The organism is Streptomyces sp. NBC_01803, from assembly GCF_035917415.1.
Classification (GTDB): Bacteria; Actinomycetota; Actinomycetes; order Streptomycetales; family Streptomycetaceae; genus Streptomyces.
The window spans coordinates 56,294-82,618 of the sequence record NZ_CP109073.1 but is presented as its reverse complement, the minus strand read 5'-3'; the positions used below and the strand labels follow the sequence as shown (position 1 = coordinate 82,618).

General features: G+C 70.4%; 27 protein-coding genes and 3 pseudogenes. 11 read left to right on the top strand and 19 right to left on the bottom strand.

All coding sequences use genetic code 11. The annotated features are described in order from the left end of the window. Positions 1-122: 122 nt before the first annotated feature. Positions 123-2,927 carry a glycoside hydrolase family 66 protein gene (locus OIE51_RS00415; RefSeq protein ID WP_326594615.1) on the top strand — a complete coding sequence of 935 codons (2,805 nt, stop codon included), beginning with the start codon at positions 123-125 and terminating at the stop codon, positions 2,925-2,927. A 225-nt stretch (positions 2,928-3,152) separates the two neighbouring features. Here the strand turns inward: OIE51_RS00415 and OIE51_RS00410 are convergent, their stop codons facing one another. The 4 genes from OIE51_RS00410 to OIE51_RS00390 form a co-directional block, all read right to left on the bottom strand. Further along, complete coding sequence (locus OIE51_RS00410) at positions 3,153-3,407, bottom strand: helicase associated domain-containing protein (RefSeq protein ID WP_326594613.1); 255 nt, start codon at positions 3,405-3,407, stop codon at positions 3,153-3,155. Between the two features lie 740 nt (positions 3,408-4,147). Further along, positions 4,148-4,630, bottom strand: a complete 483-nt coding sequence (locus OIE51_RS00405) for a MarR family winged helix-turn-helix transcriptional regulator (RefSeq protein ID WP_326600446.1) — start codon at positions 4,628-4,630, stop codon at positions 4,148-4,150. Positions 4,631-4,751: 121 nt separating this feature from the next. Then, complete coding sequence (locus OIE51_RS26775) at positions 4,752-5,774, bottom strand: CE1759 family FMN reductase (RefSeq protein WP_442811834.1); 1,023 nt, start codon at positions 5,772-5,774, stop codon at positions 4,752-4,754. Further along, positions 5,771-6,868: a CE1758 family FMN-dependent luciferase-like monooxygenase gene (locus OIE51_RS00390; RefSeq protein WP_326594611.1), complete on the bottom strand. Its 1,098-nt coding sequence runs from the start codon at positions 6,866-6,868 to the stop codon at positions 5,771-5,773. Before OIE51_RS00390 ends, OIE51_RS26775 begins: the two co-directional genes overlap by 4 nt. Before the next feature lie 113 nt (positions 6,869-6,981). Here OIE51_RS00390 and OIE51_RS00385 point away from each other — a divergent pair, with 113 nt between their 5' ends. Further along, the gene (locus OIE51_RS00385) at positions 6,982-8,052 is read left to right on the top strand and encodes an alkene reductase (RefSeq protein WP_326594610.1); all 1,071 of its coding nucleotides are present in this window, start codon (positions 6,982-6,984) and stop codon (positions 8,050-8,052) included. A 45-nt stretch (positions 8,053-8,097) separates the two neighbouring features. Here the strand turns inward: OIE51_RS00385 and OIE51_RS00380 are convergent, their stop codons facing one another. From OIE51_RS00380 to OIE51_RS00355, 6 genes are all read right to left on the bottom strand, one after another. Beyond that, entirely contained in the window at positions 8,098-8,562 is a 465-nt protein-coding gene (locus tag OIE51_RS00380; RefSeq protein ID WP_326594608.1) for a hypothetical protein, read from the bottom strand. Beyond that, complete coding sequence (locus OIE51_RS00375; protein ID WP_326594606.1) at positions 8,552-9,295, bottom strand: acyltransferase domain-containing protein; 744 nt, start codon at positions 9,293-9,295, stop codon at positions 8,552-8,554. Before OIE51_RS00375 ends, OIE51_RS00380 begins: the two co-directional genes overlap by 11 nt. 62 nt (positions 9,296-9,357) lie before the next feature. Beyond that, positions 9,358-10,155, bottom strand: coding sequence for an alpha/beta hydrolase (locus OIE51_RS00370; protein WP_326594605.1), 798 nt, complete (start codon positions 10,153-10,155; stop codon positions 9,358-9,360). A gap of 22 nt (positions 10,156-10,177) precedes the next feature. Next, the gene (locus OIE51_RS00365) at positions 10,178-10,993 is read right to left on the bottom strand and encodes an alpha/beta fold hydrolase (protein WP_326594604.1); all 816 of its coding nucleotides are present in this window, start codon (positions 10,991-10,993) and stop codon (positions 10,178-10,180) included. A 21-nt stretch (positions 10,994-11,014) separates the two neighbouring features. Next, complete coding sequence (locus tag OIE51_RS00360) at positions 11,015-11,839, bottom strand: alpha/beta fold hydrolase (RefSeq protein ID WP_326594603.1); 825 nt, start codon at positions 11,837-11,839, stop codon at positions 11,015-11,017. 99 nt (positions 11,840-11,938) lie between these two features. Continuing rightward, positions 11,939-14,713, bottom strand: coding sequence for a helix-turn-helix transcriptional regulator (locus OIE51_RS00355; protein ID WP_326594602.1), 2,775 nt, complete (start codon positions 14,711-14,713; stop codon positions 11,939-11,941). Positions 14,714-14,945: 232 nt separating this feature from the next. On the opposite strand from OIE51_RS00355, the pseudogene OIE51_RS00350 reads away from it, so the two are divergent. Continuing rightward, positions 14,946-15,296 (top strand): annotated as a pseudogene (locus OIE51_RS00350) (serine hydrolase); the annotation flags it as partial. Positions 15,297-15,456: 160 nt separating this feature from the next. Here the strand turns inward: OIE51_RS00350 and OIE51_RS00345 are convergent. Next, positions 15,457-15,801: a hypothetical protein gene (locus OIE51_RS00345; protein ID WP_326594600.1), complete on the bottom strand. Its 345-nt coding sequence runs from the start codon at positions 15,799-15,801 to the stop codon at positions 15,457-15,459. Between the two features lie 155 nt (positions 15,802-15,956). On the opposite strand from OIE51_RS00345, the gene OIE51_RS00340 reads away from it, so the two are divergent. The 4 genes from OIE51_RS00340 (at position 15,957) to OIE51_RS00325 (ending at position 17,604) form a co-directional block, all read left to right on the top strand. After that, positions 15,957-16,172 carry a hypothetical protein gene (locus OIE51_RS00340; protein ID WP_326594598.1) on the top strand — a complete coding sequence of 72 codons (216 nt, stop codon included), beginning with the start codon at positions 15,957-15,959 and terminating at the stop codon, positions 16,170-16,172. 73 nt (positions 16,173-16,245) lie between these two features. Then, positions 16,246-16,737: a hypothetical protein gene (locus OIE51_RS00335; protein WP_326594596.1), complete on the top strand. Its 492-nt coding sequence runs from the start codon at positions 16,246-16,248 to the stop codon at positions 16,735-16,737. Between the two features lie 237 nt (positions 16,738-16,974). Further along, the gene (locus OIE51_RS00330; RefSeq protein ID WP_326594594.1) at positions 16,975-17,223 is read left to right on the top strand and encodes a hypothetical protein; all 249 of its coding nucleotides are present in this window, start codon (positions 16,975-16,977) and stop codon (positions 17,221-17,223) included. A gap of 3 nt (positions 17,224-17,226) precedes the next feature. Next, positions 17,227-17,604 carry a toxin Doc gene (locus tag OIE51_RS00325; RefSeq protein ID WP_326594592.1) on the top strand — a complete coding sequence of 126 codons (378 nt, stop codon included), beginning with the start codon at positions 17,227-17,229 and terminating at the stop codon, positions 17,602-17,604. Between the two features lie 54 nt (positions 17,605-17,658). Here the strand turns inward: OIE51_RS00325 and OIE51_RS26770 are convergent. Next, positions 17,659-17,790 (bottom strand): annotated as a pseudogene (locus tag OIE51_RS26770) (TniQ family protein); the annotation flags it as partial. A gap of 236 nt (positions 17,791-18,026) precedes the next feature. Here OIE51_RS26770 and OIE51_RS00320 point away from each other — a divergent pair. Beyond that, the gene (locus OIE51_RS00320; RefSeq protein WP_326594590.1) at positions 18,027-18,686 is read left to right on the top strand and encodes a hypothetical protein; all 660 of its coding nucleotides are present in this window, start codon (positions 18,027-18,029) and stop codon (positions 18,684-18,686) included. Positions 18,687-18,817: 131 nt separating this feature from the next. Here the strand turns inward: OIE51_RS00320 and OIE51_RS00315 are convergent, their stop codons facing one another. After that, positions 18,818-19,129, bottom strand: a complete 312-nt coding sequence (locus OIE51_RS00315; RefSeq protein ID WP_326594588.1) for a hypothetical protein — start codon at positions 19,127-19,129, stop codon at positions 18,818-18,820. A gap of 214 nt (positions 19,130-19,343) precedes the next feature. On the opposite strand from OIE51_RS00315, the gene OIE51_RS26765 reads away from it, so the two are divergent. Further along, complete coding sequence (locus OIE51_RS26765) at positions 19,344-19,517, top strand: WhiB family transcriptional regulator (protein ID WP_442811833.1); 174 nt, start codon at positions 19,344-19,346, stop codon at positions 19,515-19,517. 151 nt (positions 19,518-19,668) lie between these two features. Here the strand turns inward: OIE51_RS26765 and OIE51_RS00305 are convergent, their stop codons facing one another. Further along, positions 19,669-20,418, bottom strand: coding sequence for an SDR family oxidoreductase (locus OIE51_RS00305; RefSeq protein ID WP_326594587.1), 750 nt, complete (start codon positions 20,416-20,418; stop codon positions 19,669-19,671). Between the two features lie 111 nt (positions 20,419-20,529). Beyond that, positions 20,530-22,251, bottom strand: coding sequence for an L-aspartate oxidase (locus tag OIE51_RS00300; protein ID WP_326594585.1), 1,722 nt, complete (start codon positions 22,249-22,251; stop codon positions 20,530-20,532). 169 nt (positions 22,252-22,420) lie between these two features. Between OIE51_RS00300 and fdxA the strand changes: the two are divergent. Further along, positions 22,421-22,729: pseudogene (gene fdxA / locus OIE51_RS00295) on the top strand (ferredoxin); the annotation flags it as partial. Positions 22,730-22,811: 82 nt separating this feature from the next. Here fdxA and OIE51_RS00290 read toward each other — a convergent pair. The 3 genes from OIE51_RS00290 to OIE51_RS00280 form a co-directional block, all read right to left on the bottom strand. Further along, a complete protein-coding gene (locus OIE51_RS00290) occupies positions 22,812-23,297 on the bottom strand; it encodes an Ohr family peroxiredoxin (protein ID WP_442812028.1) in 486 nt (161 codons plus the stop codon). 136 nt (positions 23,298-23,433) lie between these two features. Next, a complete protein-coding gene (locus OIE51_RS00285) occupies positions 23,434-24,330 on the bottom strand; it encodes an RNA polymerase sigma-70 factor (RefSeq protein ID WP_326594581.1) in 897 nt (298 codons plus the stop codon). Positions 24,331-24,356: 26 nt separating this feature from the next. Next, entirely contained in the window at positions 24,357-24,518 is a 162-nt protein-coding gene (locus tag OIE51_RS00280) for a hypothetical protein (RefSeq protein ID WP_326594579.1), read from the bottom strand. Positions 24,519-25,248: 730 nt separating this feature from the next. Between OIE51_RS00280 and OIE51_RS00275 the strand changes: the two genes are divergently transcribed. After that, positions 25,249-25,710, top strand: a complete 462-nt coding sequence (locus OIE51_RS00275; protein WP_326594577.1) for a cupin domain-containing protein — start codon at positions 25,249-25,251, stop codon at positions 25,708-25,710. Between the two features lie 115 nt (positions 25,711-25,825). Here OIE51_RS00275 and OIE51_RS00270 read toward each other — a convergent pair whose 3' ends face one another. Continuing rightward, positions 25,826-26,320 (bottom strand): cupin domain-containing protein, encoded by a 495-nt coding sequence (locus OIE51_RS00270; protein ID WP_326594575.1) that lies wholly within the window; start codon positions 26,318-26,320, stop codon positions 25,826-25,828. Between the last annotated feature and the right edge of the window lie 5 nt (positions 26,321-26,325).

Here is a 26,325-nt window from a genome sequence, read left to right as displayed (position 1 = left end):
CCCCAACTCACCCCGGAGAGGGACTCATTATGTCTGCGACACCACAGCGACGACCAAGACGAACAGGACGCCCAAGACGGCCGGCCCGATCACGACGGCCGGGACGCCTCAGCGCCCTCACCGTGGTGCTGGTCACGGCCGGCGCCACCCTGGCCGGCCTCGCCGCCCCCGTCTCCGCCGTCCCCACGGCCACGGACGGAGACGCCGCCCGGGTCACCGACGCGTGGACCGACGCCTCGCGTTACGAGCCCGGACAGCCCGCCGAGGTCACCGCCACGGTGGAGGGCCGGGGGCCGGTGCGGTTCACCCTGACCCACCTGGGCGACGTGGTGGACACCGGTACCGTCCGTGCCGACGGCGCGGGAGAGGTCACCTGGACCGTCACGCCGCCGGAGCAGGACTTCACCGGCTACCTGGTGGAGATCGAGGCCGGCCGCACCCGGACGCAGACCGCGATCGACGTCTCCAGCGACTGGACGCGCTTCCCGCGGATGGGCTTCCTCGCCCACTACGAGCCGGACATCTCCACGGCGGAGACCGAGGAGGACATCGCCGAGCTGTCGCGGCGCTACCACATCAACTCCCTCCAGTACTACGACTGGCTGTGGCAGCACGAACTGCCGGTCCGGCACGACGCCGACGGCGGGGTCGCGGAGGAGTGGACGGCGTGGAACGGCGACGTCATCAGCTCCCGCACCATCCGCGACTACATCGCCGCCGGTGACGAGCGGGGCATCGCCGCCATGCCGTACCAGATGTCCTACGCCGCGCTCAACGACTTCGACGACCCGCGGGTCAGCCCCGACTGGCGGCTGTTCCGGGGCAACGGGGAGGAATGGACCTACCCGATGATCCCCGGACAGACCCTCCGGCTGATGAATCCGGCGAACCCCGGCTGGCAGGATTTCATCACCGGGCAGTACGCCGACAGCGTCCAGTCCCTCGGGTTCGACGGCGCCCACCTCGACCAGATCGGGTACTGGGAGGAGGTGTACGACGTCAACGGCGAGCGCGTCGACCGGCCCGCCGGATGGGCGCAGCTGATCGCCGAGACGCAGCAGCGGCTCGGCGAGGACATGGCGGTCGGGATGAACGCGGTCGACGGGTTCGGCGACGCCGCGCTGGCCGCCTCGGACGCCGACTACCTCTACACCGAGCTGTGGGCCAACACCGAGACGTACGGCTCCGTCGCCGACTACCTCCAGCGGCAGCGCGTCGCCGCCGGCGGCAGGTCGCACATCACCCCCGCCTACATGAACCGGCCCAACACCGGGGGCGCGGTGAACGACAACGAGGTTTTCGACACGGCCTCGGTGCAGCTGGCCAACGCCATGTTCGCGGCCAACGGGGCGCACCACCTGGAAATGGGCCCCAACGACCACATGCTCAACACCGAGTACTTCCTCAACGACGACAAGAGCATGTCGGCGGAACTGCGGGAGTGGCAGCGGACGTACTACGACGTCATCACGGCGTACGAGAACCTCTTCTACGGCCCGGAGCTGGCCGCCGCGGACAACACCGTGGAGATCGCCGGGTACCCCACGAGCACCGACGGCACGGCCAACACCGTCTGGACGAACGTGATGCGCAATGACGGGGTGGACGTCATCCACCTCATCAACCTGCTGCGGAACGACGACCGCTGGCGCGACGCGGGCACCCGGGACCCCCTGTCCCTCCGGAACCTGCCCGTGAAGTACTACCTGCGCGACGGGCAGAGTGCCCCGGCCGGCATCCACGTCGCCAGCCCGGACCGGGACGGCGGACGCTCGGCCGAGCTCCCCTTCCGCACCGGCTCCGACTCCGGGGGACGCTATGTGGAATTCGTCGTCCCGCAGCTGGACAACTGGGACTTCGTCTACTTCGACACCACGCGCGACTCCGGCCGGCCCGGCGGGTACGACCGGCCGGACACACCGTCCCTGACGGTCACCTCGCCGGCCGACCAGAGCACCGCTCAGGACCGCACGATCACCGTCACGGGCGAGACCGACGCCGACCGGGTCCGCGTCTTCGCCGGAGACACGGAGCAGACCGTCCGCGTCAGCGGCGGGCGGTTCTCCGTGCCGCTCGAACTCGCGGGTCTGGAGAACACGATCGACGTCCAGGCGTTGTCGCGCGACGGATCCGGCGCCTACACCAGCCGGACGGTGTTCGCCTACGGCACGCCCGTCGGCGGCCTCTCCGATCCGGAGGGCGACGACAACGGGCCGGGGAGCTACGTCTATCCGGCCAACGGTGCCTTCACTCCCGGGAGTCTCGACATCACGCGGTTCCAGGTCTACCGCGACGGCGACACCGTGCGCCTGGTGACCCGGGTGGACGGCGCGATCACCAACGCGTGGAGCGGGGACGGCATGAGCGTTCAGCGGGTCAACATCCTCCTGCGGGACGGTGCGGAGACCGGCACCGCGCCCACTCCGGCGCTACCGGGCACCAATACCGCGACCGAGGGTCCCTGGGACCTGGCCGTGGTCGCCGATGGCCGCTACCAGGACCAGCCGCTCTCCCTCGGCGTATGGGACTCGGCGCTGGACCGGGTCGCCGCCGCGGAACTCGACGTCGTCCGGGCCACCAACGACATCGTGGTCACGGTCCCGGCGGAGGTGTTCGACGGGCTGGACCCGGCCACCGCCGGCTACCAGATCTCCATGCTGTCCAACGCCGAGCCGACCGAGGGCATCGGCCTCGTCCGGCCCGTCTACAGCCTGGAGCACTGGAGCGAGCTGGGGAACCGGGAATTCCGCTTCGGCGGCGGCGCGGGCGAGCAGACCGGCGACCTGCCGTCGCGGGACACCGACACCCGCGATCCCAACACCATCGACGTGGTGACGGGCGAGCGGCCCCAGGCGGAGGTGCTGGACTGGACCGGGAGCAGCCCGGTGGTGCTGCCGTTCCTCCCCCTTCAGGACATGGCCGGCTGAGGGATGGCCGACGCGGCGGCCCGGGCACCTGTACTCAGGCGCCCGGGCCGCTCCATGCGTCAGCGCCTCACGGCGCACGGGTCGCTCCTTGCGGACGATCAGCCGCATTCCCTTCGGCCAGCCCTTCAGGCAGTCGCCGGACAGTTCGGCGACCCAGGCGACGTCGCGGATCTCGCCGTCCGGCTCGACGGCCACCGTCCATCACGACGCCTGACATCAGCACGTTCACTTCGCCCACTCCCATCCCAGCGCCGCAGGCAAGGCGAGCTGCCGGCCACTCAACTTCCGGCGTCTGGACTTGGTGTTGGAGACCCACACACCGAGCCGGGCGGACACCTCGGCCACGGCGCCGGGGGTCCGGACGTCGGCCGGGTCGCCGTGCAGGACCTCGCCGTGCTGGCGCGGGACGACCACCTGGCCGGTGCGCTCCCGGTACTGGTCCAGGGCGGCCAGGCGCTCGCGCTGACGGTCGTTGAGCAACTGACGCTCCGGGGGGTGGTAGTTGGGGTGTGGGGTGATGCATGAGCTGGGGTTTCGCCGGAACCCATGAGGTCGTCCCGGGACGCGGGGAGTCCTGCCTCGCGGCGCAGGCGGTCGCGGTGCGCCGCCACGTCCCGCATGACGATGGTGTTGAAGGCGAACCGCAGTGCCGGGTTACGGGCCGTCCCAGGGCGCTGCTGCTCGGCGGCAGCCCTGAACCGAACGGTGCGGTGTCCCGGCTCGGCAGGGTCAACGGGGCGGAGCCGACGCTGACCCAGGGGACCGCCGTGCGTTGGCCGAGCATCCGGATCGCACCGAAACCCGGATCGCACAGCAGCACGTCCGCGGGCACCCGCGCGTGCAACAGGCCCAGCTCGTCGGCCTGGGCCGCGGACGGCCCCATGAACCGGTGCTTGAGGTCCCATGTCATCCGGTTCAGCGCCTTGAGCTGTGCCCGTTCCGGGTACAGCTCGTCGAGAGGTCCGGCGAACATGTCCAGGTCAGAGCTCATCGGCTCCAGCCGGGCGCCTGTCTTCTCGACCTGGGCGGCGTACCGGTCGGACGTGTACCACCGCACCGTGTGTCCTCTGGCCACCAGCTCCCGTACGACGGGCTGGAGGGAGAGGACATGACCGGCTGCCGGGAGCGTACCCGCGAGTATTTCTGCCACGGGTTTTTCTACGCGGGCACGGAGGACCCGGTTCATGTCAGGGGTCGTGTCCTCGTCTCTTCCCGTGGAGCTAGAGCGGGGTCGAGCGGCGGTCGAGGATCGAACGCGTGACCGTCTCGCCGATGGCGACGAAATGGTCGACGGTCCGCTCGTCGAGATCGCGTACCGAGGTGCGCTCCAACGTCGCCCACATCTCCTCGAGCGGTTTGCGCAACGCCTCGCCCTTCGGTGTGAGCCGGACGCGCATGACCCGCCGGTCCTCTTCGGTGGGTTCGCGCTCCACCAGTCCGCGTTCCTGCATGCGCTTCAGGGACTTGGAGACGGTCGAATGGTCCAGTCCGACGGCTGCGAGCAGTTCCGCCTGGGTCTGTCCGTCGCGTTCCATAAGCTGCATCAGCAGAAGTTCCTGCCCGGGATGCAGATCCACCTTGCGCAGCAGTTCAGCGGCGTAGGCGCGGTGGGCGCGGGCGAGCGTGAAGATCGCGAAGCTCAGACGTCCGGTGCGGACCGGATTGGTGTTGTTCTCGGGAGCCGGGTCAGCGGCTTCGTTCATGGTGCTCACTTCCTCGGCGCCTTGTGGTCCGGCGGTATGTGAGTGGTCGGCCACCGTAACAGCGTACGCAAGGGTCCGGCCGTCGGCCGGACCGAGCCGGCCGACGGGCTGTGCCGCGGTGCTAGGCAAGGAAGACGGCCAGTTCGTCCAGCAGGGACTGGGGACGTTCCTCGGGCGGGAAGTGTCCGCTGCCCTCGATCACCGCGGAACGCACGTGCGGTGCTATGGGCCGCAGGGCGTCCGCGAGTCTGGTGCCGACGTTGTGTTCGCCGCCGACTGCCAGCAACGGCACGTCGAGTCGGCCGTCGGCGTCGGCCCATTCCCGGTTGGTCCGGCCGTCCGCGAGGAGGGTCCGGTAGTGCTGGAATCCGGCGCGCAGGGCCTGCTGTCCCCGGTAGGAGGCGGTCACCGCGTCGATCTCCTCGGGTGTGAAGACGCCGGGGGTGGCCGACAGGCGGGGGAACCACCACTGGAAGAAGGCGTGTTCGCTGCCCTCGAAGAGCAGCTCGGGTATCTCGTCCGTCATGAACAGGCTGAAGTGGAACGAGCCGCCGCCGGCCGGGTTCATCGCCTGCTCCAGCCCGAAACCGGGAACGGCGAGCTCGATCAGCGCGAGCCGCCGCACCTGGTCGGGGAAGAGCCGGGCGAAGGAGAACGCGATCATGCCGCCGATGTCGTGGCCGACCAGGCGTACGGGTTCGGTCACTCCGAGCGAGGTGAGCAACTGCCGCATGTCCTCGGCCTGGTTGTCCTTGGAGTACAGGACCAGCGAGTGCCGGGCGGTCCCTCCGGTGGCGGCGATCAGGACGGGCGTCCCGGTCAGCGCGGTGGGGTCGAGCAGGTCGAAGAACGATTTGAACAGCCCGCTGTACGAGGCGCTGAAGACGGGGGTGACCGCGATGAGGCCGTCCGCCCGGGTCACCGTGTCCAGGGCCGCTTCGAGCGCCGGTCCGGGGGAGCCGAGGGTCAGGTTCCGGGCGATCTCCGCGGCGAGTTCGCGGACCTCGACGACGCTGACCTCCACCGCGTACCCGGAGCCCTCCAGGCCCTGCCGGGTCGCGTCGGTGAGCCGGTCGGCCAGGAGCCGGGTGGAGGAGGGGTCGCTCAGACCGGCCGACACGACGCTCAGGCGCAGGGTCCTCATGACGTGACCCCCTGGCCGGCGGCGGCCTGTCCGGACGTGCGCCGTGCCGGGTGGAGCGGGCCGTCCGGCACCTGTGCGGGGCGGTTCGCGGCGAACTCCTTGCGGAGCACGGGGAGGATCTCCCCGAACAGGTCCAGCTGCTCGAGGACGGTCTTCTCCGACATGCCTCCCGGGTCCACGTTGAAGAGCTGACGCTGGTAGTCCCCGAAGGTCTCGCGGAAGGTCAGGGTCTTGTCGATGACCTCCTGCGGGCTGCCGACCGTCAGGGGCGTGTGCTCGGCGACCTCCTCCACGGACGGCCCGCCGCTGTAGACGGGGGTGTTGCGGAAGTACGGGCGGTAGTCCCGCAGGGCGTCCTGGGAGTTGCGGCGCATGAACGCCTGGCCGCCGAGGCCGACGACGGCCTGGTCGCGGGTGCCGTGGCCGTAGTGCTCGAAGCGGTCCCGGTAGAGGTTGACGAGACCGACGAAGTGCCGCTTGGGGAAGAAGAGGTGGTTGGCGAAGAAGCCGTCCCCGTAGTAGGCGGCCTGCTCGGCTATCTCGGGGCTGCGCACGGAACCGTGCCACACGAAGGGCGGGACGCCGCCGAGCGGGCGCGGCACGGAGGTGAAGCCCTGGAGCGCGGTGCGGAACTTGCCCTGCCAGTCCACCGTCTCCTCGCGCCACAGGCGGTGCAGCAGCGCGTAGTTCTCGATCGCCAGGGGGATGCCGTCACGGACGTCCTGTCCGAACCACGGGTAGACCGGGCCGGTGTTGCCGCGGCCCATCATCAGGTCCACCCGCCCGTCGGCGAGGTGCTGGAGGACCGCGAAGTCCTCCGCGATCTTCACCGGGTCGTTGGTGGTGATCAGAGTGGTCGAGGTGGACAGGATGATCCGTTCCGTCCGTGCCGCGATGAAGGCGAGCAGGGTCGTGGCGGAGGAGGACACGAAGGGCGGGTTGTGGTGCTCGCCGGTGGCGAAGACGTCGAAGCCCACCTCCTCGGCCTTGGCGGCGATGGTGGCCATCATCCGCAACCGTTCCTGTTCCGAGGCGGGTCGTCCCGATGTCGGATCGGGCCTGACGTCGCCGATGCTGAAGATGCCGAACTGCATGGTGCTGCTCTCCAAAGTGGGCGTGCTGGGAGAAGTCCGCGAAGAATTGCTTGGCCGACCACATAATGTATCCTCAAAACACGTGGCTGGCCACACATATTGATCGGAGCCTCATGTCTTCCCTCTGGAACCCCATCGATCTGGGCAGCATCCCGCTCACGCACCGCCTCGCGATGGCCCCGATGACCCGTGACCGTTCCACACCGGAAGGTGTGCCGACGGCACTCAACGCCGAGTACTACGCCCAGCGCGCCTCGCTGTCGCTGATCATCACCGAGGGCACCCAGCCCTCCGCCGACGGCCAGGGTTACCTCCTGACCCCCGGCATCCACACCGACGAGCACGTCGAGGGCTGGCGCCGGGTGACCGACGCCGTCCACGAGTACGGCGCTCGCAGCGTCATCCAGCTCATGCACGTGGGCCGCGTCTCGCACCCCTCCAACACCCCGCACGGCCGTCAGCCGGTCGCCCCGTCGGCGGTGCGGCCCGAGGCGAGCATGTTCACCGCCACCGGCATGCAGCCGATGCCCGAGCCCCGCGCACTGTCGACCGCCGAGGTCGCGGAGGTCGTCCAGGAGTTCCGGCACGCGGCGGCCGCGGCGGTCCGCGCCGGCGCGGACGGGGTGGAGATCCACGCCGCCAACGGCTACCTGCTGCACCAGTTCCTCTCCAGCAACGCCAACCAGCGCACCGACCAGTACGGCGGCAGCGTGGAGAACCGCATCCGCTTCGCCGTGGAGGTCGCCACCGCCGTCGCCGAGGAGATCGGGGCCGGCCGGACGGGCCTGCGCATCTCGCCCGGAAACCCCTTCAACGACATCACCGAGGACGACGTACCGGAGCTCTACGGCGCGCTGGTCGGCGCCCTGGCGCCGCTCGGTCTCGCCTACCTGCACCTCGCCCACGGCGGTGACGAGACCCTGCTGAAGAGCATCCGCTCCGAGTGGCCGGGCGCGCTGCTCCTCAACCGTCCCGGCACCGACATCGACACCCGCGTGGCGGACCTGGAGAACGGCCTCGCCGACGTGATCACCGTCGGATCCATGGCCCTGGCCAACCCCGACCTCGTCGACCGCATCAAGAAGGGCGCCCCCCTGAACGAGCCCGACCAGGCCTCGTTCTACGGCGGCGACGAGCGCGGCTACACCGACTACCCGACCCTCGCCGAGGCGAACGGGAGCTGACCCTGCCGGGCTCCCCCTGAGGACCGGCTCCGGTGGCTCCGCCCGTCACGACACGTCCGACGGCGGCACGAACCGGGTGCCGTCGAACGACAGGCGGATCACGGGGGCCGAGTCGGCGCCGAAGGCGACCGATTCCGTGCCGGGAAGAGTGACGACGATCCGGACACGCGCCCCGAGGGTCCTCCCGGCGGCTGCCATGAGGCTCCTCACGGCGGCCGCCGGTTCCGTGTCCGGGCCGGCGTCCCCGGCGACCCCCGCGTCCTCCCAGTCGCGCGGCAACCAGCGCAGATGCTGGGCCGGTGCGAGGCCGAGCTCCTCGACGCTCAACGCGCGGTTGAGCAGCACCGCCTGCGCCTCGTGACCGGCGGTGACCGTGAACCCCGCGGCGTGGGCGTCCCGCGGCTCGATCCGCTCGGAACGGTCCAGGACCGAAGCCGTTGGAGCGCCCGGAGCGCCGAACGCGCGCGCGAGCCCGTCGACGAACGAGTCGGCCAGCGCCTCACGGTTCACGTGCGGTGCGTCCGGGGGCGGCGGAAGGTGCGGGGCGGGGGAGGGGGCGTCGGTCTGGGGAGTTCCGGTCCGGGGTACGTCGGTCCGGGGCGCGTCGACGGAGGCCTGCGGGTCGGACGTGACGGGCGCGGGGCGTCGGTGCCGGCGTGGCTCCGGGCGCGGTGCGGGGCGCTGGGCGGGGGTGGCGGCCAGCGACCGGCTGGGTCACCTCGGTGCGCGCCAGGTCGGCGGGGTCGACACCGGGGTCGGTGCACCAGTCGGTCAGGGTGCGGCCGTGCAGCGGGCCGAAATGCGCGGACGCCTCGTCGAGGGTGTCCCGGAACACGGGCGCGGTGGCGTACAGACCGGCGGCCATGCCCGGTCGCTGGCTGCCCTGGCCGGGGAAGAGGAAGACGAGGCGGGGACGCGAACGGACGGTGCCGGTGGACACCCCCGGCCCGGCGGGCGGACGGCCGGCCACGGCGAAGGCCCCCAGCCGCGCCCGCACGTCGCTGTCGCTGTCGCTGTCGCTGTCGCCGTCACAGACGAGGGCGAGCCGGTGGCGGCCGGCGTCGATCGGGGGCAGGTCGGCTGCCGCGACGGCCGGGCCGACGACCTTGCGCGAGGAGGTGCCCCAGCCGAAGCGGTAGCGCCATCCCGGCGGGTCGAACGTCGGATCGGTGAGCAGCCCCCAGCCGCCGATCTCGATCAGCGTGGTCGGGCCCCCGATGCGGGTGACGCGGGTTCGGGTCATCCGGGGATCCTTTCCGGACCTGCTCCGGGGCGACGCCGGCCGCCCCGGAGCAGGTAACGGCGTTAGCGTGCGTGCGACAGGGCCCAGTCCAGCGCGTAGTCGGCGATCTCCTCCCAGCCGGGGGCGGCGGGCAGGAGATGCGGTCGGCCCGCGAACTCCGTGACCTCGGTCACGGTGTCCGACGTGTAGTGCGAGGCGTTGGACCGCTGCACCCTGGGCGGCATCAGGTGGTCCAGCTCTCCCGCGATGAACAGCAGCGGCGCGCGGTCGTCGTTGTGGTAGTCGACGAACGTGGCCTGGTGGCCGGGACGGAGGTTGGCCAGCACGCTGTCCCAGAAGACGCCGCCCGACGCGGGGATCGCGTACCGCTCGTACAGCGCCCTGGATTCCTCCTCGGTGAAGGTGTTGGTGAACGCGTAGTGCCACTGCTTGTGGGTGAGGCCGACCGCCCGGTGGCGGTTGGCCGGGTTCCGCAGGACCGGGAAGGTGGATCTCACCTGGCTCAGCGGGACCACGGGCACCCCCTCCGTCGGCGCGGAGCAGATGGCCACACCGGCCGCGCCGAGGCCGTGGTCGAGCAGGATCTGGGTGAACGCGCCGCCCGCCGAGTGGCCGATCAGCACCGGCGGCCGGCCGAGCCCGCCGATCAGCGTTTCGAGGCTCTCGATGATCTCTTGGACAGTGACCTTCAGGATCGGTGTCGGGTCCGCGTTCAGGGCCTCGACCCCCACCTCGAAGCCGGGGTAGGCGGGCGCGAGGACGCGGTATCCCCGCTTCTCGTAGTGGTCGATCCAGTGCTCCCAGCTCCGGGGCGTGACCCAGAAGCCATGGATCAGGACGATGGTGTCCGGAGTGCTCATGGTCGTGGTTCCTTACGGGACGTCAGCGGGTGGCGCGGAAGGCGGCCAGGATCTGCCGGACCACGATGTCGGGGCGGGACATCATCACGACGTGCGACGCGCCCTCGACCTCGACGGTCGTGCTCCCGGCGCGCTCGGCCATGAAACGCTGCACCGCCGCGGGGATGACGTTGTCGGCGGTCGGGATGACGTACCAGGACGGCAGGCTCCGCCAGGCCGGATCGCCGCTGTGGGCCCCCAGCCCCTCCACGGCGCCGGGCCGTTGGGCGGCCGCCATCACCCTGGTCCGGGCGGACGGCAGGTCCCCGGCGAAAACGTCGCGGAACTTCTCCGGGTCGATGTAGCCGTCGGTGCCGCCGCCGGGCAGCGGGCGGAACACCAGGGCGTCGGGCAGTTTGCTGCCGGGGAACCTCCCGGCCAGTTCCAGTGCGCTCTCGCCCTCGTCGGGGGCGAAGGCGGCGACGTACACCAGGGCTTTGACGTTCGCGTGACCGCGCGCGGCGTTGGTGATGACCTCGCCGCCGTAGGAGTGGCCGACCAGGATGATCGGTCCGGGGATGGTGTCGAGGACGCCGGAGACGTACGCCGAGTCGCCCGCCAGGTCGCGCAGCGGGTTGGCCACGGCGAGCACGGGGAATCCGGTGTACTGGAGCGACGCGATGGTCGCGTTCCACCCGGAGGCGTCGGCGAACACACCGTGGACGAGCACCACGGTCGGTTTGGTACCGGTGGCTTCTCCCCGGCCGGCAGCCCATCCGGACGAGGCGGCGACGCCGCTCAGGGCAACACCCGTGGCGAGGGCTCCCAGGGTGCGGCGGCGAGGTCGGTAGTTTCCCATGGTCGTGATCCCTTCCGGTGCTCAGGAGTTGAGGAAGTCCAGCAGGTCGGCGCTCAGTTGCTCTTTGTGCGTGTCGGTGATGCCGTGCGGCGCGCCCGGGTAGACCGTGAGCGTCGCGTTCTTGATCCGTGCGGCCGAGGCCTTGCCGCCCACCTCGAACGGCACCACCTGGTCGTCGTCGCCGTGGATGACCAGCGTGGGGATGTCGAAGGCGTCGAGGTCGGCGCGGAAGTCGGTGGCCGAGAAGGCCGCGACGCACTCGTAGGCGTTGCGGTGGCCGGCCTGCATGCCCTGGCGCCAGAAGGCGTCGCGCATGCCCTGCGAGGGGGTGGTGCTCGGGCGGTTGCCGCCGAAGAACGGCCCGTCGGCCAGGTCGCGGTACAGCTGCGACCGGTCGGCGAGCGATCCCGCGCGGATCGCGTCGAACTCCTCGATGGGCAGGCCGCCGGGGTTGTCGTCGGTCTTGAGCATGAACGGAGGTACGGCGGCGACCAGCACGATCTGGGCGAGCCGGGCGGTGCCGTGCCGGCCGACGTAACGGGCGACCTCGCCGCCGCCGGTGGAGAACCCGACCAGGGTGGCGTCCCGCAGGTCGAGGGTTTCGATCAGCGTGGCCAGGTCGTCGGCGTAGGTGTTCATCTCGTTGCCGTGCCAGGTCTGGGTGGACCGGCCGTGGCCGCGGCGGTCGTGGGCGAGGACGCGGAAGCCGTTGGAGGCGAGGGAGAGCATCTGCGCTTCCCAGCTGTCGGAGTTCAGCGGCCAGCCGTGGCTGAGCACGACGGGCCGTCCGTGGCCCCAGTCCTTGTAGTAGATCTCCGCCCCGTCGGCGGTGGTGACGTACGGCATGGGGAGTGCTCCAATCTGCAGGATCTGTCCCTGGACGCCCGATCATCGACCGGTGCGACCGGCGTTCGTATCCTGTGGAGCGCGTAGTCGGGACCGGGGTCAGTCCCGCAGTGCCTGGCTCAGCTGCCGCCGGGAGGTCACGCCGAGCTTGCGGAAGATCTTGCGCAGGTGATAGTCGACGGTGCTCGCGCTGATGAACAGATGGGCCGCTATCTCCGCGTTGGTGGCGCCCGCGGCGGCGCGCTTGGCGATCGCGGTCTCCTGCGGCGTCAGATCGTGCGCCGCCGCGGTCGACCGGCGGCGGGCGTGCTCGCCGGTGGCGAGCAGTTCCCGTCCGGCCCGGTCGGCGAACGCGGCGGCCCCCATCTCCTCGAACAGCGCCACGGCGGTGCGCAGTTGCTCGCGGGCGTCCCTGCGCCGCTTCCGCCTGCGCAGCCACTCCCCATACAGCAGGTGGGCGCGCGCCAGGTCGGCGCGCACCCCGGTCGGGGCGAGCGTCTCGATAGCCGCGCGGTAACGGGACTCGGCCCGGTCGGCCGGCGCGAGGACCGCCTCGGAGCGCGCCAGCAGGCCCAGCGCCCAGGGGGTGCCGCAGGCGGTGGCCCGTTGTTCCAGGGTGCGGAGCGCGGTCGTGGCCAGGACGCGGTCGCCGCAGCGGGCGGCGGCCTCCACCAGGTCCGGGAGCAGTCGCGAGTGCGTGCCCATGACGTCGCTGTCCATCAGGCGGTGGGCGACGGCGCAGGCCTCGGCGTAGTTGCCCCGGCCGAGGCCGAGAACGACCAGGCCGATGCGCGCGCTCGCCTCCAGCGCACCGGCCCCGAGCACGGTCGCCGCCTCCATCGACCGGCGCAGCGACTCGCCGGCCCGGTCGTCGCCCGCGCGCCAGGCGAGCAGCTCGGGGTGCTGGTAGATCTCCAGCTGGGTGGCGGTCGCGCCCATCGCCGAACGGATCTGGTGGCCCTCGATCATCAGGGCGTCGGCGGTCGCCAGTTCACCGAGGGTAGTCTCGGACATCGCGGCGCAGAACAGGATGACGTTCAGGTGCCACAGGGCGCCGGCCCTGCGGGCGATGGCGTCGGCACGCCCGAGGACGGCGGCGCGCGCCGGGTGGTCCCAGAGCATGGTGGAGAACCAGACGCCCATCTGGTATCCGCGCAGGACGTCCTCGTCGGGGGTGGCCGGGGCCAGCAGCGCGTCGATCGCCTGCCGCAGCCGCGGCACGGCCTGCTCGTAACCGTCCCGGGCCAGCACCGCGAAGGCGTCCAGCATGCGGTCGGCGACAGCGGGCGGCTCCGGGACGCGTGCGCGCGCCAGCGCCGCCGCGGCGATCTCGGCGGATGCGGTGTCACGGGCGAAGTGCCGGGCGATCAGTGCCCAATCGGCGGCCCGCAGCAGTGAGTCGCGGGCGAGCCGAGGCGCCTGCTGCGCGAACGCCTGTCCGGCGGCCAGGCACAACGCCGATGCCCTGGCGTGGGATCCCGGCTCGCCCAGACCGTTGAGGGCACCGGCACGCACCGTGAGCACCCGCCCCCGGGCGGCGTCGTCCAGCAGGCCGGTGTCGATGGCCTCCAGCAGGGTGCGGGCCTGGAGCGGCGCTCCGGAGGTGAGCGCGGCCTCGGCCGCGGCCAGTTGCCGTGACGCGCGGTGGCAGGCGTCTGGCGTGAGCTCGGCCGCCCGGGCGAGGAACGTGGCGCGGGCCGCGTAGCCGCCGCGCCCGCTCGCGCGGTCGGCGGACCGTTCCAAGGCGGTGGCGACGGACTCGTCGGGGCCGAGGACGGCGGCGGCCGAGTGCCAGGCCCGCCGGTCGGCGTCCGCCGGCCGGTCGGTGACCTCCGCCAGGGCGCGGTGTACCCGCCGCCGGTCCACGCTGGTGGCGCCCTCGTACACCGCGGAACGCACCAGCGGGTGACGGAAGTCGGCGGTGGTGGGACGCAGGATCAGCAGACCTGCGTACTCCGCCGGGCCGAAGGCTTCGGGGTCGATGCCCAGCAGTGTGGCCGCCGCCCAGACGTAACCGAGGTGCCCGCCGGGCTCTGCCGCGGCCAGCAGCAGCCAGGACTGCGTGGACGACGGCAGGTGGCGGACGTGCCGGAGGTAGTGGTCCTTCAGGCGGCTTCCCGTGGGCAGGGGGTCGGGCAGCGCGACGCCCCCCGTCAGCTGCCCGGTGGACAGCTCCTGCCCGAGATCGATCAGCGCCAGCGGGTTTCCGCCCGTCGCGGCCACGACCCGCGCCCCGACGCGGGCGTCGAGCTGCCCGACCACCGAGCGCAGCAGCTCCAGCCCCGACGGCTCCTCCAGACCGGCGACGCGCATGGCGGGCAGCCCCGTCAGTCCGTCGAAGCCGGAGCGTGTCGCGAAGACCAGGCCGACGCCCTCGGCGTGCACCCGGCGGCCGACGAACGCCAGGACCGCGAGCGACTCGTCGTCGAGCCACTGGGCGTCGTCCACACAGCACAGGATGGGGCGCTGCTTGGCGACCTCAGCCAGCAGCGTGAGCGCCGCGAGTCCCACCAGGAACCGGTCGGGGGGCGGACCGTCGGCCAGCCCGCAGGCCACCCGCAGTGCCGCGTGCTGCGTGGCGGGAAATCCGCTCGGATTCTCCTTCAGGTCCTCCAGGAACGGAATGAGCAACCGGTGCAGAGCCCCGAAGGGAAAGCCTGCCTCCGGCTCCACCCCCGCGAGCCGGATCACGCGCAGCTCGGCGGCCTCGGCGGTCGCGTACTCCAGCAGCGCGGTCTTGCCGATCCCGGCGTCCCCCTGCAGCACCAGGACGCCGCTCAGGCCTTCGCGCAGGGAGGCGACGAGCGCGTCGAGCGTCGCTCGTTCGTTGGCCCGGCCTTTGAGGATCATGCCGATACCTTTCAGAAGTTCCATGACAAGGCATCGGCGGCTCGATCGATAGTACTGGCTCATTGAACATGGGGGTGTGGGTGGCCGGTGTGATGGTGGGGTGGTTCGAGAGGTAGAGGTTGGTGGCCGTGGGCTGGGTTGCCCAGGGCGTTGGTGGTGCGCCGTTTGTTGGAGAGGCAGGGGCGGGTGAGCTTTCTACCCGGCATGTGCGGGCGGTCGCTGATGTGACGGCTGTGGCGGTGCGTACGGTGTGGCGCCGGCCCGCACCAACCACAGCACCCCGCGGGACATGACCCGGCTGCTCACCGCGGTGTGGACCGACGAGGCGGCGCCGACGGAGCACTGCGCCGCGATGCGCCGCGTCATGGGCCTCCAGAACTGGCCGCACCGGCTGGCCTCCGGGTTCCCCTTCGACGACGTGCGGGTGGCGGGCAGGACCGGCAGTCTGCCCACGGTGCGCAACGAGGTCGGTGTTGTCGAGTACCCCGACGGCGGCCGGTGCGCGGTCGCCGGCTTCACCCGCTCGGCCTCCACGGCCGCCAACCTGCCGGGCGCGGACACGGTCATCGGAACGGTGGCACGGATGGCGGTGGACGCCCTGCGGGCCCGCTGCCCCCTTTCGCACCTCGGCTGCCGCGACGACGCGGTGTCCTCGCGGCAGACCGGAAACGGCGGGCGCGGACCGGCCAGGCGAGGATGCGTGGGCATCCGCTCCTGACGGTCCGCGCCCGCCGTTTCCGAACCGGTCCGACCGGCGCCCGTACGCGTCAGCGGGCGGCCAGGTCGGTCTTGGCGCTGTCCTTGATGGTCCGGGCGGTGTGCCCGGTGAGGGTGGGCACGTCGTCGTTGACCTCGGCGGAAGACTTCTGGCAGATGTTCAGCAGGTCGGCGATCCACCAGTCGGGCCGGCCCACCGCGCGCAGCTCGCTCCAGGCGCGGTCGGTGTCGACGTAGTCGATCTCGATGTCGACGCCGAGGACGGAGGAGATGGCGTCGGCCGCGTCCTGGGTGGTGATGGTGGCGGGACCGGTGGGCACCACGATCTGCCCGGTGAGCGGCTCGGTGGTCAGCAGGACCGCGGCCGTGTCGGCGATGTCGGCGGCGTCGACCATGCCGACGGGCCGGCCGTCCGGGATGTAGGTGACCAGCTTGCCCGCGCGCAGGGCGGCCTGGTCCAGCAGCAGGTTCTGCTGGAAGTACTGCGGGCGCAGGACGGCGTGCGGCAGCCCGGACTCGCGCAGCGCCAGGCTGGGGCATCGGCACCTGGATGGCGGAGTCGGTCGTCGCGGCGCTGGCGCCCTACCAACTGAAGCGGCTGATGCTCTCCACGTTGGACGCGCACGAGGTCTACGCACACGCTGGCTTCTCGGCCGTGTCCGAACCAGAGAAGCTGATGGTGATCACCGCACCGGCCTCTTCGACGGTTCCGACCGACCAGGCGACCGGAACCGTAAAGCCACTGGCCACAGACCCGAAACGGTGACCCGCGAAGTACGGGACTAGGCTGACCACGGAGCAAGCGGGCCCCGACTGCCCGCCAGGGCGAGGGGGTTGAAGTGGCGGAGGTGACGGAGGCGGGCATCGGCCTGGCGTACCGGCCCACGGCGGCGGAACTGCGGGAGGCGCTGACGCTGCGGGCCCGCGCCACGAGGACCGCCCGGGCCCGTCGCCTCGCCGTCGGCGCCCACCTGCTCAACGTCCTCCCTGCTCGCCGGCTCGGCCCTCGCCGCGGTCGCGCTCAACTTCCCCGGCCTCTTCTTCTGGAAACGGCGCACCAGTTCGCCGCGATGGCCCTGGTGAGCGCTGGCGACGAGGCCGCCGCGCAGTGGTGTCGCGACCCGCAGGAGGCAGCCGCCCTGGTGCGCGAGCTGGTGGCAGGAGGCGAGCTCTCCTCGGACGAGGTCCTCGACTCCGCGATGCCGACCGGGTCTCCTGACGCTGCAGGAGGCACGCGCCGCGTCCGACCCGAGCACGGCGGCGGAGCTGTGCCTGACGCCGTTCCCCACATCGCGCTCGCGGTCACCCCGGCCAGCGCCGACCTGGACTGATCGAGACCAGTGCTGCCCTCCGTGGCCCGCCGCGGGCTGCGGATCGGCGACCGGGAGGCGGACGCCATCCCCCGGTACGGCAGTGCCTTCTAGGACGGCGGGGCCTTTCGCGGTGCTGGCGTACCGCCGTTCTGAGCCCTGAGTCGGCCGTGGCGGTCAGCTTGTCCAGGTACCCCCTTTTAATCCGCTGAACTGCGGGGATTGGCAGTGGGGTACCCAGCCGCTACCGTTGCGGGTATGCCAGCTCTCAACGTGGAATTCAGCGAGGCGGAGCTCGAAGCTCTCCGCGCCATCGCCACCGAGCGCGGGGTGACCCTCAAGGCCCTGGTCCGCGAAGCCACCACCGCCGACATCGAGCGCCACCGCGCCCTCAAGGAAGGCGCCGACGTCTTCCGCCGCTTCTTCACCGAGCACGCGGACGAGTTCGCCGCCGCGTTCCCCGACGACGAGCAGCAGCTCCCGGACACCGGGACGCGAGCCGCCTGACCCATGCCGCCCGTGATCTACATCGACGTGCCCTGGCTGCTCCAGCGCCACGAAGAGGTCCTGCCCAAGCAGCCGACCGTCTCGGACTTCTCCGCGTTAGTCGCCGCCGTGGCCCGCCACCGCGTCGACCCGCCCCGTCTGGGCACCGACTCCGACCCGGCCTGGCGCGCCGCCGCCCTGCTCCATACCCTCGCCCTGCTCAAGCCGCTGCCGGCCGCCAACGTGCGCTTCGCCTGCTCCACGGCCGTGGCCTACATGCACATCAGCGGCGAGGGTGTCGACCCGCCCTACGGCGCCCTGGTCGACCTCGCCCGCGAGGTCCTGGACGGCCGCGCCGACATCTACACCGCCGCCGACCGCATCCGCTCCTGGCGCCTCTGACCCGCAGCGCTGCCAGCCCTCGGCATCACACAACGGCCGTCCCCACCGGTGCCGCAGGCAAGCGAAGACTTCCGGCAACCGCCAAGCGCGTTGCCAGGGCCTGCCGTGCAGGTCCTGGATGGAAGAGCCGTCGCCGACCGGGCAGGCGGGGCAGTAGCGGGCGGTGGCGGAGAACAACCAGTCCAGTTGGAGCGCCGCGCTGCGGGACAGCGGTCGGCACGGAAGGCCCAGGGATCGGGGGAGCGTGCGCCGGGCGAGACCAAAGCCGCCACGCCAGCCCCATCACCGTTCTTGGAGCGCTTCCTGACATCAGGCGTGCTTGACCCGGCGCCATCTTACCCACCGACGACACAGAGGATATTATGCCAATAGTCCTACCGGTCTAATTTCGCATGGGGGGCGGGATGGGGCAAAGTCCGCAAGTGCGAGTGCGCAGGAACCCGTTATTCTTTACGGTACCCATCATTCTTCTCGCGTTAGCGGCGCTGCTTTTAGTGTGGGAGATCGTGACATCGAATCTTCCACTTTCCATGCGGTCGTCATGGCCCTGGAAATTGAAGCTTCTTGATGTTCAGTCAGCAACTGCCGCAACCACCATCGCGGCGGGCCTCGCTTTTGCTCGCGCCCAGTATGCTTCTGCTGTCCGGCCGATACTCGGCTGGCAGGGAAGGGTGGTCAAGACGACTGGATTATCCAGCGAGTTAGTATGGCGGGTGTCGTTGGTCAACGGGGCATCGGCCGTCGCCATGATCCACAGCCCCTACTACCGCATCACCCTTCGAGCGGCCGCTAATTCGAGCTGCCGTGACAGCTCATGGATTCCGAGAGGCGAGGCGATTTCTTTTTTGCAGGCTATGGGGCTCATTTTAGGAGAAGATTTCCTTCTGCGCCACGTTGGACCCGCGTATCCAATTTCCACCTCACCTCAAAGCTTGGCTGCTTTTACGCCTAGGGCTATGGCGATTATCGACGAAATGCTCATTAGGGTGGAAGTTACGGATCAAGTGGGGGATAGTCACCGGCGAATCATTCACTGTATGCGTGGGGTCATTAGGGAACCGACTGAACCCACCATGGAATAAACCCCCCCCGCTGATGATCTGTGGTTTTTGGTCAGTGGCGGTTCGGGATCGTGTTGTCACGCTGCCCGACGAGAGCGAAGACCACTTCCATGGGGCGAGGTAGTGGTGGCGGCGCCACCGCACCCCGCTGGCTAGTGATCGTGTACGTACGCCCAGAGCGAACGTCGCCAGCTGCCCGGCGGACACGTCGGTGAGTGGAGTCGCGTCGGCCTGCCCCACGCCTCGACGGGGATCTTCCCGTTCAGCGTGGTGGGGCGGTGCCGGGTGTTCCACCAGGTCACCCAGTCCAGCAGCAGGCCCACGAACGCCGCATACGTCAGGGGCGGTGCGTCGGGGTCGGCGAGCCGGCCGCCGGTGAGTTTCTGGCGGCCGGTGTAGCGGGGAAGAGAGACGAGGAACATCTCCTCGACCGCGTCGTTCAGCGCCTCGATGGTGCCCTTCAAGTGCGGGTATAGGCAGGAAGATCGGTCACGGGAACGGCGAGCGCGCCCATCGCCGCGGTGACCGTCGCGCACAGGAACTCCTTGCCGCGGTCCACCCGGATCTGACCGGGCAATCCGCCGAAGACCCGGATCTCTTCTTCCCGATAGCAACATCAGGAGTGGCCAGACAGCCCTTCAGATCGACGAGGCGAAGGCTGTCTGCCGCCGGTACCCGGTGGCGGAGCAGTGCTTGTCGTGGGCCGTCGACGTGGGCCCGGTCGAGGGCATCTGGGGCGGTACGACGGAAGGAGAGCGCCGCGCCATGCGACTGCGGACGATGCGTCGGCCGACGGCGACGGCGACGGTGACGGTGACGGTGACGGTGACGGTGACGGAAGCGGCTGCGTGAGCGCGGCCCGAACGATGTCCGGGTGGTCCCGGGAACGGGACCACCCTGAAGTCTGTGGTGAACGGAAGGGACCCGCCGTGCCGTGGTGCGCACGGCAGGCCGCGGCCCGGGGCAGCAGGCTCTCCCCAGTGCCTGCTGCCCCGGTGACGACTCAGCCCTGCTGCTGCGCGAGCCAGTCGGCGAAACGGGTCTCCGCGACGTGCGCGTCCGGGCCGGGGAGCAGCGTGGTCTCCCGCAGTTCCGCACCGAAGTACGGCGCGTACACGTCGGACACGACCTTGCGCGGGTCGTTCTTGGCGGCCAGGCCCTTGCCGATCAGCTCGTCCAACTGGAACACGTCGGGACCGGCGACCTCCACCACCCCGTTGACGGGGGTACCGACGGCGGTGCGGCCCACGGTCGCGGCCACATCGTCGGAGTAGACGGGCCGGATCTTGACCGGGGCCAGACGGACGGTGTCACCATCGGTCGCGGATTCGGCGATGCCCTTCATGAACTCGAAGAACTGCGTGGCGTGCACGATGGAGTACGGGATGCCCGAGTCCTTGATCAGCTCCTCCTGCGCCTGCTTGGCACGGAAGTAGCCGCTCTCCTGGAGCCGCTCCGTACCGACGACGGACAGGGCCACGTGGTGGGTGACACCGGCGTCCGCCTCCGCCTTGAGGAGGTTGGTGGTCGAGGTGCGGAAGAACTCCATTACGGCGTCGTCCGCGAAGGAAGGAGAGTTGGAGACGTCGACCACGACCGAGGCGCCCGTCAGGACCTCGGCAAGACCCTCGCCCGTGAGGGTGTTGACACCCGTGTTGGGAGCGGCCGGTACGGCCTCATGACCGTGCTCCTTGAGCTTGGCGACCAGCTTCGAGCCGATCAGTCCGGTACCGCCGATGACGACGACCTTCATGAGTGAATCCTTTCGGGAGTGCGTGATTGTCGCGAGGACAGGGTTTGTAAGGAAAGACCGGGTTCACATGCTCTGCGTGACAAGGTCGCTATGCGTCCGGCCGGTTTCCGGCTATTCGACGAGCTTTCCCTCGGCGGAGACCTCCGCCATGAGCGAGGCGATCTCCTCCGGAACGGGGGGAATGCTCTCGTGGGCGACACCGGTCTTCGGGGACCAGACGAGGTTGACGAGGAACGCGGGGTCCGTCTCGGGGAAGTCGCTGCGGTTGTGGCAGCCGCGGGTCTCCCGGCGCTCCAGTGCCGCCTCGAGAGTGGCGCGCGCGGCCAGGGCGGCCGACTTCAGGTCGAAGGCGTGGGCGAGGTCCTGGAAGCCGGCGATGTCGGGGTGGACTCCGACGTTCTCCATGCGCTTCTCGATGAGGTCCAGCTCCGCCAGACCGGCCCGCAGACCTTGCTCGTCCCGGACGACGCCCGCGTGCTCGGTCATGGTGTTGCGGATGGCGCGCTGCAGGGCGCGGACGTTCTCGGGTCCGTCGGCGGCGAGCACCTTGTCGACCTCGGCGCGGGCCCCGGCCACGGCGGAGGCGCTGCGGGGCTGTGCGGTGAGTGATTCCGAGTAGGCGGCGGCCTGACCGGTGATGCGGCCGTAGACCAAAAGCTCGATGAGGCTGTTGCCACCCAGGCGGTTGGCGCCGTGCAGTCCGCTGGAGGCCTCGCCGATGGCGTACAGGCCGCGGACGTCGGTGCTGTGGTCCTCGGGGCGGACCCAGACACCGCCCATCGAGTAGTGGGCCGTGGGGGCGACCTCGATGGGATCACGCGTGATGTCGAGCATCTGCAGTTCGAGGAGGGTCTGATAGACCCGCGGGAGCCGCGCCATGATCGTCTGGCGGGGAAGGTGCGAGACGTCGAGCCAGACGCCGCCGTTGGGCGTGCCGCGCCCCTCCTTGATCTCGGTGTAGGAGGCCAGTGCCACGCGGTCGCGCGTGGACAGTTCCATGCGCTCGGGGTCGTAGCGGCTCATGTACCGCTCGCCTAGGGCGTTGCGCAGGACGCCGCCCTCGCCGCGGGCCGCTTCGCTGACCAGCGTGCCGGCGGCGTTCTCCGGCTCGATGATGCCGGAGGGGTGGAACTGCACCAGTTCGGGATCGCGCAGCCTGGCCCCGGCCTCGACTGCCAGCCGGAAGGAGTCGCCGGTGTTCTCGTCGCGCCGCGAGGACGTGCGGCGCCAGACGCGCGTGTGACCGCCGGCCGCGAGGATGACGGCGTCCGCGTGGATGAGGTAGCGGGTTCCGTTGCTGAGGTCGAAGCCGTAGGCGCCGAACACCGCGCCGTCGTGCACCAGGAGGCGGGTGATGTAGACGCTGTCGAGCAGGGGGATGTCCAGTTGGCTCGCCCGCCGGACGAGCGTGCGCTGGATCTCCAGGCCCGTGTAGTCGCCGGCGAAGGCGGTGCGCCGGAACTTGTGCGCGCCGAAGAAACGCTGTGAGATGCGGCCGTCCTCCTCACGGGCGAAGGCCATGCCGTATCGCTCCAGGTCGTCGATGCCCGGGGCGGCGCCCCGGGTGACGATCTCGGCCGTACGGGGGTCACCGAGCAGGTAGCTCTCCTTGAGCGTGTCGGCGGCGTGTTGCTGCCAGCTGTCCTCGGGATCCATCGTGGCCAGGGCCGCGTTGATCCCACCGGCGGCCAGTGAGGTGTGGGTGTCCTCCTTGGGACGTTTGCCGACGGCGACAACGTCGATGCCGGCCTCGGCCAGCTCGATCGACGCCCGCAGGCCGGCTCCGCCGGTGCCGATCACCAGCACCGTGGTGGCAAGACGTTGTTCGGTCATGGCCACGATCACTCCCGTCGCTCTGGGTGGGTCACGGACAAGTGACAAGTCCGGGCGACGGTTTGTGACATGGGTGCCGATGTGATGAGCACCGTGCGTGTGCAGGTGTCACAACTTTGCGGCGTCGTCGGTCACATGGGTGAGCCCTAAGCCCGGAGAGGAGCAAGGGATGACGTATGTCATCGCGCAGCCCTGTGTCGACATCAAGGACCGGGCGTGCCTGACCGAATGCCCGGTGGACTGCATCTACGAGGGCGCACGCACGCTGTACATCAACCCCGACGAGTGCGTCGACTGCCACGCCTGCGAGCCCGTGTGCCCGGTGGAGGCGATCTTCCAGGAGGACGACCTGCCGCAGCACTGGGCGCACTACCGGTCCGTCAACGAGGAGTTCTTCCACGGGGGTTCGCCACAGCGGCGTGGACCTCATGGGGCGCCCGGTGACCATCCCCTGGTCGCGGCCCTGCCGCCGCAGCACGTGCGCAAGAAGGAGATCTCCGGGTTCACCGTCCGCAAGGAGGAAGCCGCCGATGTGGATCCGTGGTTTCCGCTCTGACCGGTCAGGGAGCGAGTGTGATGGTGGTGGGGGTGCCCCTCCAGGCCATGCGTGCGTACGGACACAACCCGTCGGCCCGCTCCATCAGGCTCGTGGCCGTCTCGCGCGGGACGCCGGGCCACCGCACCACCAGGTCGACGTGGAGCAGATAGCCGCCGTCCTCGGGATCACGTCCGAACGCGACGGTCGCCAGGACGGAGATGGCGGCGGGGTCGAATGCCTCCTGCCGCGCCAGGAGGCTCAGCGCGCCGTGGAAGCAGGCCGCGAAGCCGGCCGCGAACAGCTGCTCGGGGTTGGTCCCCTGGCCGCTGCCGCCCAGCTCGGCGGGCATCCGTAGATCCAGGTCCAAGGCGCCGTCGGACGAACGTGCCCGGCCGGAGGCCCGCCCGTGCGAGGCCGCACCACCGTCGACGGTCACCGTCGTCGTGTAGATAGGCGAGAACTCGTCCCCGGTGAAGTCCTTCTCGGTGGACAGGGCGGGCAGCTGGATCGGAACCGGTCACGGCATGACTCCGAGTCGTCGTGGTGAGGCGTCCGTCGTGCAGTTCGGGCCGGACTACTGCATGACCGAGGAACGACCGCTCCTGTGACGCCGGTCCGCGAGCGAAGGAGACGCCGAGGGCTGGTCAGTCCTGCAAGGAGGCCATGTAGGAAGCCAGTTTGGCCGGGTTCATCACCCACATGACCCGGTCGATGCCCTCCTCCGAGACGTCGAGGGACAGCAGACTGACGGGTTCCCCGCCGGAGGAGATCAGCACCGCCGGCAGACCGTTCGCCTCGACCCACCGGATGTCCGTCTGCGGCCAGAAGCGTGGGGCGAAGGCCACGAGGTACCGCGACACGTGGGTCCGTCCGACCACCGGGATCCTGGACGCGCCGCGGGTCCCGCCGCCGTCCGAGTAGCTGACGACGTCGGCGGTCAGAATGTCCTCCAGGACCGACAGCTCGCCCGTCCGCGCCGCGGAGAGGAACACCTCCAGCAGGCGACGGTGGGCGGTCCGCGTGACGCGCGCCGTGCGCTCGGCGGCCAGGTGCTTGCGCCCCCGGCTCACCAGCTGGCGTGCGTTGGCCTCGGTCGTCTCCAGGATCTCGGCGATCCGGCCGTAGGGGTAGTCGAACGCCTCCCTCAGCACATAGGCGGTGCGTTCCACGGGGTTCAGCTTCTCCAGAAGCATCAGAACCGCCAGCTCCAGGGCCTCGGCACGCTCCGCACCCAGGTGCGGATCCTCCGTGGTGTCGACGGGATCGGGAAGCCACGGCCCGACATAGGATTCCCGGCGCACCCGCGCGGACTGAGCCAAGTTGATCGCCAACCGTGTGACGACCGTGGTCAGGAAGGCCGCCGGTTCCTTCACCTTCGTGCGGTCCGTTTTCTGCCACCGCACCCACGTGTCCTGCACGACGTCCTCGGCCTCCACCATGCTGCCCAGTACGCGGTACGCGATGCCGAAGAGCTGTGGGCGTGCCGCGAGGAAGTCCTCCATCGCTTGATCAAGGGCGTCGGGGTGGCTGCCGGCGTGCATGAAGAGTCCCTTCTGGCTTGTGCGCATCATGTTACAAGCGGCGCTGCCGGTCGATTCCTGGCCGACCGCAGGACGTTCTCGGCATTTCTGACCCAGTAGTCGACGCGCGTGCGGATGCGGTAGCCGGCGGCCGACATCGTCATCCGCCCGCCGTAGATGTGCTCGCCGACTCGCTTGTCCGCCAGCACGCGCACGACGGTGCGGACCGGAAGGCGGGCCGGCGGCAGCTGCAGGAACAGCGAACCGTCAGGGGTGAGAGCCCTGCCGATCGCGGACCACAACCTCTCGCGTGCCGTGCCAGGTTCTCCTGGGCCGCCTTGGCCCGGAAGTAGCCCGAGTCGACGCGGTCGGCGCCCACCACCGACAGTGCCACGTCGTGCTCGGCGCCCGCCGCGGCGGCGGCCTTGAGGAGATGGCCCGCCGAGGCGGTGAAGAACCCGTGCTGACCGTCTGTTCGCGTGAGGGGCGTCGGTGACGTCCACGATCACGTCGGCGCCGCGCAGGGCCCGTTTCCGGCCCTGGCCGGTGCTCACGTCGACCGCGTCCCCGCGGGAGACCGGTGCGACCTCCACCCCGTGGTCGCGGAGCCGGGCGACCGTCCGGGAACCGATCAGACCGGTGGCGCCTACAACGACGACTCTCATCTGGATCTCCTTCGTCGGGGGCCGATGACCCTGCCGGGTGTCCGAGGGGTGACGGCAGCGCGGGCATCGCAGGCCACCGTGCTCACCACACCCACGTAGACAGGCAGGGGCCGGGTTGTGACACTGTGTCGAGCCGGTGGTTCGTCACCGCGTGTCACAGATTCCCGGGGAACCCGGTCAGGAGAGTCGAGCGGTCGTCACGACCGCGACGAACACATGACGGCGCGGACGATATGCCGCGCGGACACGGTGCAACCACGGAAGGTGCGACCCAGTGTCGGAGAACTCACAGCACACCCACCACGGCCACCACAGGCACGGAGGGGGCGGGGAGGACGGCCCCAGCTGGACCCGGGCGGCGAAGATGCTCCAGGACGCCTCACCGATCGTTGTTCCCGAGGGCGCCTCGGCGATGACCATCCACGTGCAGTGGGAGCCCGGCGACCCCGGTACCCCGCCGCACCGCCACTCCGGCCCGGCGTTCGGCTACGTCCTCAAGGGCGCCGTCCGCTTCGAACTGGAAGGGGAGCCGGAATGCGTCATCGAGGCCGGCGGCACCTTCTGGGAGCCCGGCGGCGACGCCATCCACTACCAGGACGGCAACGCCCTGGACGACGAGCGGACCGAGTTCGTCGTCACGATGCTGTGCGCGCCCGGCAAGCCTATGCTGGAGCTGGTCGACGAGGCGGAGCTGAAGGAGCGCGCCCACCTGCGCGCGCCGCGGCCGGCCGCCTGACGCACGGCGCGGGGCCTCGCGTCCGTGACACCCCGGTACCCACCGGTGTCACGGAAGCGGGGCCCCGCTCGTGTCAGCGGCCTTCTTCCCGCCTGCTGCCTCCTCCGTTACTCCGTCACTCCACGAAGTACGAGTCGTGCCGGTCGAAGAACGCGGCCCGTTTCTCCTCCGAGGCGTGCGCCAGCTGCGACACCTGCTCGAAGTACTCCTCGCGCGGAGCGCCCGGCGTGAACAGCAGCAGCATGTCGGCCGGGGCGTCGGAGTCGTTCCGGAAGGCGTGCAGACCGCCCTGCGGCACGTGCAGGAAGTCCCCCTTGCGGGCGTCGACCCACTGCACGCCGTCGAAGACGCGCACGGTGCCGTCCAGGATGTAGAACGACTCTGAGATCCGCTTGTGGAAGTGCGTCTTGGGGCCGCCTGCCCGGGGACTCATCTCCACCCGGTACAGCCCGAACTCGCCCCGGGTGGTGGCGGTCGTCGCCAGATAGTGGGTGGCGTCCTTGCCCGTCCCCCTCTCACCGCGGTCGGGGGGTGTGGTGGCAGGCCGGAAGACGGCACTGACCTCACCGTCCTCGCCCCAGTACTTCTGCTCGGGATACGGATACGACATGACGG

Excerpts from the sequence above, each read along its gene's own strand:
- OIE51_RS00405 (WP_326600446.1), bottom strand. The coding sequence starts at position 4,630 with ATGAACGAAGCCGCTGACCCGGCTCCCGAGAACAACACCAATCCGGTC.
- OIE51_RS26775 (WP_442811834.1), bottom strand. The coding sequence starts at position 5,774 with ATGAGGACCCTGCGCCTGAGCGTCGTGTCGGCCGGTCTGAGCGACCCC.
- OIE51_RS00390 (WP_326594611.1), bottom strand. The coding sequence starts at position 6,868 with ATGCAGTTCGGCATCTTCAGCATCGGCGACGTCAGGCCCGATCCGACA.
- OIE51_RS00385 (WP_326594610.1), top strand. The coding sequence starts at position 6,982 with ATGTCTTCCCTCTGGAACCCCATCGATCTGGGCAGCATCCCGCTCACG.
- OIE51_RS00375 (WP_326594606.1), bottom strand. The coding sequence starts at position 9,295 with ATGACCCGAACCCGCGTCACCCGCATCGGGGGCCCGACCACGCTGATC.
- OIE51_RS00370 (WP_326594605.1), bottom strand. The coding sequence starts at position 10,155 with ATGAGCACTCCGGACACCATCGTCCTGATCCATGGCTTCTGGGTCACG.
- OIE51_RS00365 (WP_326594604.1), bottom strand. The coding sequence starts at position 10,993 with ATGGGAAACTACCGACCTCGCCGCCGCACCCTGGGAGCCCTCGCCACG.
- OIE51_RS00360 (WP_326594603.1), bottom strand. The coding sequence starts at position 11,839 with ATGCCGTACGTCACCACCGCCGACGGGGCGGAGATCTACTACAAGGAC.
- OIE51_RS00355 (WP_326594602.1), bottom strand. The coding sequence starts at position 14,713 with ATGGAACTTCTGAAAGGTATCGGCATGATCCTCAAAGGCCGGGCCAAC.
- OIE51_RS00345 (WP_326594600.1), bottom strand. The coding sequence starts at position 15,801 with ATGGTCGACGCCGCCGACATCGCCGACACGGCCGCGGTCCTGCTGACC.
- OIE51_RS00340 (WP_326594598.1), top strand. The coding sequence starts at position 15,957 with ATGGCGGAGTCGGTCGTCGCGGCGCTGGCGCCCTACCAACTGAAGCGG.
- OIE51_RS00330 (WP_326594594.1), top strand. The coding sequence starts at position 16,975 with ATGCCAGCTCTCAACGTGGAATTCAGCGAGGCGGAGCTCGAAGCTCTC.
- OIE51_RS00325 (WP_326594592.1), top strand. The coding sequence starts at position 17,227 with ATGCCGCCCGTGATCTACATCGACGTGCCCTGGCTGCTCCAGCGCCAC.
- OIE51_RS00305 (WP_326594587.1), bottom strand. The coding sequence starts at position 20,418 with ATGAAGGTCGTCGTCATCGGCGGTACCGGACTGATCGGCTCGAAGCTG.
- OIE51_RS00300 (WP_326594585.1), bottom strand. The coding sequence starts at position 22,251 with ATGACCGAACAACGTCTTGCCACCACGGTGCTGGTGATCGGCACCGGC.
- OIE51_RS00285 (WP_326594581.1), bottom strand. The coding sequence starts at position 24,330 with ATGCACGCCGGCAGCCACCCCGACGCCCTTGATCAAGCGATGGAGGAC.
- OIE51_RS00270 (WP_326594575.1), bottom strand. The coding sequence starts at position 26,320 with ATGTCGTATCCGTATCCCGAGCAGAAGTACTGGGGCGAGGACGGTGAG.